Origin of the sequence: Variovorax sp. ZS18.2.2, assembly GCF_024701975.1 — a bacterium.
In the GTDB taxonomy this organism is placed as follows: domain Bacteria; phylum Pseudomonadota; class Gammaproteobacteria; order Burkholderiales; family Burkholderiaceae_C; genus Variovorax.
Genome location: NZ_JANLNM010000012.1, coordinates 136,308 through 143,225 on the forward strand (window position 1 = coordinate 136,308; position 6,918 = coordinate 143,225).

At 68.8% G+C, this 6,918-nt stretch carries 7 protein-coding genes; all 7 read right to left on the reverse strand.

Translation table 11 applies throughout. The features are described 5' to 3' along the window. Positions 1-22: 22 nt before the first annotated feature. Positions 23-1,495, reverse strand: coding sequence for a xylulokinase (gene xylB / locus NU688_RS31545; RefSeq protein WP_257864820.1), 1,473 nt, complete (start codon positions 1,493-1,495; stop codon positions 23-25). 25 nt (positions 1,496-1,520) lie between these two features. Next, on the reverse strand, positions 1,521-2,477 hold the full coding sequence (locus tag NU688_RS31550; RefSeq protein WP_257864821.1) for an AraC family transcriptional regulator: 957 nt from the start codon (positions 2,475-2,477) through the stop codon (positions 1,521-1,523). Positions 2,478-2,508: 31 nt separating this feature from the next. Next, positions 2,509-3,456, reverse strand: coding sequence for a carbohydrate kinase (locus NU688_RS31555; protein ID WP_257864822.1), 948 nt, complete (start codon positions 3,454-3,456; stop codon positions 2,509-2,511). Between the two features lie 20 nt (positions 3,457-3,476). After that, a complete protein-coding gene (locus NU688_RS31560; RefSeq protein WP_257864823.1) occupies positions 3,477-4,148 on the reverse strand; it encodes a transaldolase family protein in 672 nt (223 codons plus the stop codon). A 99-nt stretch (positions 4,149-4,247) separates the two neighbouring features. Further along, on the reverse strand, positions 4,248-5,039 hold the full coding sequence (locus NU688_RS31565; RefSeq protein WP_257864825.1) for an L-iditol 2-dehydrogenase: 792 nt from the start codon (positions 5,037-5,039) through the stop codon (positions 4,248-4,250). After that, entirely contained in the window at positions 5,036-6,415 is a 1,380-nt protein-coding gene (dalD, locus tag NU688_RS31570; RefSeq protein WP_257864831.1) for a D-arabinitol 4-dehydrogenase, read from the reverse strand. Before dalD ends, NU688_RS31565 begins: the two co-directional genes overlap by 4 nt. A gap of 87 nt (positions 6,416-6,502) precedes the next feature. Continuing rightward, positions 6,503-6,918: TOBE domain-containing protein (locus tag NU688_RS31575; protein ID WP_257864826.1), on the reverse strand; the 416-nt coding region annotated here is incomplete at its 5' end.

Consider the following 6,918-nt stretch of genomic DNA (forward strand, 5'->3'; position numbering starts at 1 on the left):
TCCCGTTGTCCGAACGCGCCGGTTATCGAAACTGATCGCGCAGCGCCATGTACAGCACCTGGAAGCGCGCATGCCGCGTCTTGTGTCCATCGGCCCCTTCGGAAGAAGGCACCAGTTGCTGCTTGACCGGCGGCAGCGTGCACACCTCGGCCACCGCGCCGCCATCGGCCAGCCACGCCAGGCGCGCCGCACCGAGCGCACCGCCCGTCTCGCTGCCCGCATACAACGTGAGCGGCACCTGGAAGATGTCGGCCAGCAACTGGCCCCACCAGATGCTGCGCGCGCCGCCGCCCACCAGCGCGACTTCGCGCAGCGGCATGTCGGCCGGCAGGCGCAGGGTGTCGAAGCCGTCGCGCAAGCCAAAGCTCACGCCCTCGACCACGGCATAGGCGATCTCTGCGGAGCCGTGCGCGTGCGTGAGGCCGAACAGCGCGCCCTGCGCATTCGGGTTGTTGTGCGGCGAGCGTTCGCCCGACAGGTACGGCAGGAACAGCGGGCAGCGCGCCCGGTCCGCCGGCGCAACCGATGCCGCCGCCGCGAGCAGCGCGGATTCGTCGGCAAACTTGAATGCCTTGGCCGCCCAGCTCACTGCGCTTGCGGCCGAGAGCATCACCGACATCTGGTGCCAGCGCTGGGGCAGCGCATGGCAGAAGGCATGCATCGCCTGCGCGGGATTCGGCAAAAAGCGGTCGGTCGAGACGAACACCACACCCGAAGTACCGAGCGAGACGAACCCCTGCCCCGGTTCGACCAGGCCCATGCCGACCGCGCTTGCCGCGTTGTCGCCGGCACCGCCCGCAATCGGCACGGCACCGCCATTGCCCACGCCCCAACGCGCCGCCAGTTCGGGCTTGAGCTGCGCCGACACCTCGCTGCCTTCGACCAGGCGCGGCATGTGGGCGCGCGTGAGCCCGGTGGCCGCGAGCAGTTCGTCGGACCAGTCGCGCGCGCCCACGTCGAGCCACAGCGTGCCGGCCGCATCCGACATCTCGCTGACCGCCTCGCCGCTGAGCATGAAGCGCAGCCAATCCTTGGGCAGCAGCACGCGTGCCGTGCGCTTGAAGATGCCCGGCTCGTGCTCGCGCACCCACAGGAGCTTGGGCGCGGTGAACCCGGGCATCGCAAGATTGCCCGCGATCTCGCCGAGCCGCGGCACGGCACGCGTGAGTTCCTCGCACTGCGCACCGCTGCGTCCGTCGTTCCAGAGGATGGCCGGGCGCAGCACCTCGCCCGCCGCATCGAGCAGCGTGGCGCCGTGCATCTGCCCCGACAGGCCGATGGCCCGCACGGCGGCCAGCGCATCCCCATGCGAGCCCCGCAACTCCGCCATGATTTCTTCCAGCGCCTGCCACCATTGGCTCGGTGCCTGCTCCGACCAGAGCGGATGCGGCCGTTTGACCGTGAGTGCCGCGCGCGCCACGGCAACGATGCGGTGATCGTCGGCGAGCAACAGCGCCTTGAGCTCGGACGTGCCGAGGTCGAGTCCCAAATACAAAATGAGCTCCCTGCTTTTCTGACTACTACGAAGAAATACCCGAGCCGAAGCGGGTGTCGGCCTGGCGCCGGAACTCGCTGGGCGTCATGCCCTTGATCTCCAGAAAGCGCCGGTTGAAATTCGCCACGTTGTTGAAGCCGACCTGATAGCAGATGTCCGTCACGTAGTGGTCGGTCTGCATCAGCAGGTGGCAGGCGCTGTTGATGCGCACGCGGTTGACGAAATCGGTGAAGCTGTTGCCGGTCGAGCGCCGGAAGAAGCGGCTGAAGCGGCTCTCGCTCATGCCCAGCTCGGCCGCCACATCCGACATCGCGATCGGCTCCGCCATGTTGTTGGTGATGCGGTTGACGACGTCGTTGATCTGGTCGACCTGTGCATCGCCGTCGCTGCCCTGCGCGCCCTGCATCTGCACGCTCGACAGCAGCCGGTAGTCGGTGCACTGCGCGAGGTCGGCCATGAACTCCAGGAACAGGCCGAGCCGGCGCACACCGCGCGCGGCCTTGATGTTGTCCCAGTGCGTCTGCGCCTCCTGCGACATGCCGAAGAACTCGATGCCGTGGCGCGCGCGCTCCAGCAGTTGCATCACTTCGCGCAGTTCCGGAATCTCGGCCGCGGCCAGTTCGATCGGCTCGTGGCGGAACTGGATCACCCGGTCACGCCCCGCGGCGCCGCCTTCGGGCACGTCGAGCGAGATCCAGTTGTGCGGCAGCCGCGGCCCGCAGAGCACGAGGTGCCCAGGCTGGAACGGTCCGATCCAGTCGCCGATGAAAGCCTTGCCCGAGGTCTCGGTGATCAGGTGCAGCTCGTAGTCTTCATGGAAGTGCCATCGCACCAGCGGACTCGGAAAACCGTGCGCGAGACAGCGCACCAGGCCGGTTTCTTCGGCCGCCTCGTAGCCCAGCGAGGGCGAGCGCGCAAAGTCGCGCTCCAGCTCGGGTTGGCGCTGACGGGGGACCGAACGTTTGCGTGTGGACGTCGTCATGGCAGCAGGAAGGCAAGACCTGGAAGCAGCCTCAATTGTCCGCCTGGGCCAGCGCGTTGTGAACGGCTTCCAGGGTGGGTGGGTCCGCGCCTTCGCGGGTGCAGTTCAGGGCGGCGGCGGTGGCGGCGAAGCGCATCACTTCGGTCCAGGCTTCGTCGCTCAGTTCGCCGAGCTGGGCCGGGTGCTCGACGCCATGCGCGAGCAGCGACACCGAAAGCCCCGCCGTGAAGGTGTCGCCCGCGCCGATGGTGTCGACCACGGTGACGCGCGGTGCCGCCACGGTGAGCGGCGCGTGCCCCGTGCGCCAGAGCGTGGCACCCGCGCCGCCGCGCGTGACGATCACCGCGCGCGCGCCGGCCTTCAGGCAGTCCGCGGCCAGTGCGTCGACCGGCTGGCCGGGTGCGAGCAGTTCGGCGTCTTCGTCGCTGAGCTTGACCAGGTCGGCCATCGTCAGCCAGTTCGTCACGCGGTTGCGGAATGCGGCCATGTCCGGGATCAGGCTCGGCCGCACGTTGGGGTCGAACACGATCACGCAGCGCCCGGCGTTGGCGGTGATGAGGTCGGCGATGCGCGTCGAAGCCGGTTCCTGCAGCAGCGAGATCGAGCCGAAATGCAGGAAACGGCAGTCCGCCGGCAGCTGCGGCAGCGGCTCGGGCGACCATGTCGCATCGGCGCTGCCGCGCGTGTAGAACGCGTAGCGATTCGTCTGCGGCGTGCGCTCGACAAAGGCCAGCGTCGAAGGCGCGTTGCTGCGCAGGATGAAGCTGGTGTCCACGCCGTTGCCTGCCAGGAAGCCCATCAACCGTTCGCCGAACAGGTCGGTCGACAGCTGCGTGAGAAAGCCGGTGTGCACCCCTAGGCGCGCACAGGCCACGGCCGTGTTGAGCGGTGAGCCGCCCTCGTGGCCGAGGAACGCCAGGGTGCCCGCCTCGCTGGCGGTGAAATCGATCAGGGCTTCGCCCGTGAGTGCAATTCGCATGGTTCTTGAATCTCGTGGGGTCAAGTCAGGTCACTGGCATCGGCCAGGAAGCCGCGCTCGGCGGCCAGTGTGGCCGGATGGTCCAGCAATTCGGCAAAAAGGCGCGGCGGGATCGTGATGGCGCCGACACCCAGCGCCAGCAGCGACAGGTACGCCTCGCGCGACCGGATGCTCGCCACCAGCAGGCGCGTGCCCGACGAAGGCCGCTGCGCGACCAGCGACTGCATCTGCGCGATCAGCCCCAGCCCGTCGACACCGGCGTCTTCGAGCCGCCCGAGGTACGGCGCCGCATAGGCCGCGCCCAGCTGCGCCGCGAAGTGCGCCTGCTCGGGGGCGTACACGGCCGTCCAGGTCACGGGCACGCCCTCGGCAATGAGCCGCGCGCCGGCATCGAGGCCCTGGCGCGTGGCGGGAACCTTCACGACCAGCTGGCCGCGGTCGAAATGCGAGAGCAGCACCCGCGCGTCTTCGAGCATGCCGTCGACCTCGCTCGAATACACCTGCGCCTGCACCTGCCGAGCGCCCAGGTCGAGACAGCGCTTCAGCAGGCCGGGCACCTCGCCGCGACCGACACCCGCGCGCTTGAGCAGCGTCGGATTGGTCGTCACGCCATGGACCACCGGGTGCGGCAGGCAGGTCCGCAGTTCGGTCAGGTCGGCGCTGTCGAGGTAGAGATGGAAATCTTCGTTCATGGACCGCGTGCTGCAAAGGAAACGGATCTTCTCACCGAGCCGGGTGCGATTCACCGCGCAAAAGGGATTCGTCCCGATACTTTCTTATCCGGCTTCATCTCAGCTCATGACGTTGCCGCCATCGACGTTCAACGTCTGCGCCGTGATGTAGCGCGCCTCGTCGCTGGCAAGGAACACCGCCGCCCCGACGATGTCGGCGGGCATGCCCATGCGCCCCAGCGGCACTTCGAGCCCCACACGCCGCTTCTTCTCTCCGAGTGGCAACCCTTCGGCCTTGGCGAACAGGCTGTCGACATGGTCCCACATCGGCGTATCGACCACGCCCGGCGCAATGCCGTTGACGCGGATGCCGTGCGGCGCCATGGCCAGCGCGGCGCTCTGCGTGTAGCTGATGACGGCTGCCTTGGTCGCGCAGTAGTGCGACACCAGCGCCTCGCCGCGGCGCCCCGCCTGCGAGGCCATGTTGATGACCGACGCGCCCTCGGTGCCGGCCTCGACCATGTGGCGCAGCACCGCCTGCATCACGAAGAACATGCCCTTCACGTTGACGGCGAAGAGCTTGTCGAACGAGGCCTCGTCGCTGTCGAGCAGCGGCGCGAGGTCGAACACGGCCGCGTTGTTGAAGAGCGTGTGCACGGGGCCGAAGGCGCCAAGCGCTTCGGCCAGCAAACGTTGAATGTCTTGCGTGCGCGTGACGTCCGCCGCGATGTAGACAAGGCGATTGGGATACCGCTGCTGCACCGCGCGCACAGCCTCCGGCGCACTGCCCGCACGGTCGATCACGCTGCAGCGCGCGCCCTCGGCGATGCAGGCCTCGGCCACCGCAAGACCGATGCCGCCGCCCGCACCGGTCAGCAGCACATGGCGGTCCTGCAGGCGGCCGTTCGTCATTTCACGTCGCCTTCGACGAAGCGCACGACACGCGCGCTGGCCTTGCGAACCGCTTCGACCAGCCGCGCATCGCCCGCGAGGTTGCCCCACAAGCCCGCGTCGGCGCACAGTGCCGCGACCGCATCGGCCGCATCGCAGATCGCGTGCGCCACCGCCTCGTCCATGCCCTGGTCCTGGTAGGCGTACGGCAGCGCGCCACGATGCCAGCGCTGCAGGAAGGCGAGGAACAGCGCCGGCAGCATCGCCACGCTGTCGATGCCCTGCCCCGCCGCCAGGCGCTCGCGCACGGTCGGCGCGATGAAGCCCGGGATCTTCGAGAAGCCGTCCGCCGCCACGCGCTGGTTGGTGTCGCGGATCGCGGGGTTGCCGAAGCGGTCGAGCACCACGTCGCGATACGCCGCGAGGTCGATGGGGCTGGGGCTCAGGCACGGAATCACGTCGTCGGTCACATAGTCGTGGGCCATCTTGCGGATGGCTGCGTCGTGCGTGCCTTCGTGGATGAACTCGAGCCCGATCAGCGTGCCGGCCCACGCAATGCAGCTGTGCGTCGCATTGAGGATGCGGATCTTGGCCTCTTCATACGGCTGCACCGATTCGACCAGCTCCACGCCCACGCGCCCCCAGTCGGGCCGCCCGGCGATGAAGTTGTCTTCGATGACCCACTGGATGAAGCTCTCGCCCGTGATCGGCGCGGCGTCGTCGCGGCCTGTCGCTGCGAGCACGCGCGCGCGCAACTCGGGTGGCGGGCGCGGTGTGATGCGGTCGACCATTGCATTCGGGCAGCGGGTGTTGGCGACGGTCCAGGCCAGGAGGTCGGCATCGCCCGCGCGCTCGATGAATTCCAGCAGGCCGCCATGGAAGCGGTCGCCGTTGTGGCGGAGGTTGTCGCAGTTCAGCAGCGTGACCGGCCCCGCGCCCGCCGCCTTGCGCGCGCGCAGGATCGCGCACACCGCGCCGTAGATGGTCTCCCCGGCCTCGCCGCGCCGCGCGCGTTCGATGTCAGCGGCGAGATCAGCGAACGACAGGTCGAGCTTGTTGTCCTTCGCATCGAGGTAGTAGCCCGCCTCGGTCACGGTGAACGAGACGATGCGCGTCGAAGGCGCCGCGCCGCGCGCGATCACCGCGGCCAGCGAGGGCTCGTAGGGCAGCACCTCGCGGATCGCCTCGATCTGCTCGTAGCGGTACTCGCCCGCGGGCGACACGGTCTCGAGCGTGTAGCGCCCGCCCTGCGCCCGCAGCGCCGCGACGACCTCGGCCATGTCGGGCCGGATGTTGGCACCCGAGAGCGACCAGCGGGTGTCGCCCGCCTCGATCAGCCGCTGCAGGTAGACGGCCTGGTGGGCGCGGTGGAACGAACCCAGGCCCAGGTGAAGCACCGTGAACTCCGAAGGAGCCGGTGGTGTGTGCGCGGTAGACGCTGCTGCGAGAGTCACGGGAAATGTCCGAAAAAGAAGAGGAAGAAATCAGGCGGAGACCGAACGGCCTTCGCGGTTGAAGAGATGCAGCACCGACGGGTCGAGCTCGACCGCCACGTCGTCGCCCGCCTGCAGGGGCGTGCGGTCGTTCTGCCGCGCGATAAGCGGCACGCCGCCCACGTCGACGTGGATCAGCGTGTCCGCGCCCAGCGCCTCGATCAGCTCCACGCGGCCCAGCACGTCTGACACCGGCGCGCCCTGCTTCGGGTGCACGCGCAGGCCTTCGGGCCGCACGCCGAGGAAGCCGTCGTTCGGCAGACGGCCGCCGGTGGCTGCGGAGAAACTCGGAATCGCGCTCGCCGACACCATGTTCATCGACGGCATGCCGATGAACTGCGCGACGAACTGGTTGGCCGGGCGGTCGTACAGCTCCAGGGGCGTGCCGACCTGCTCGATCAGCCCGT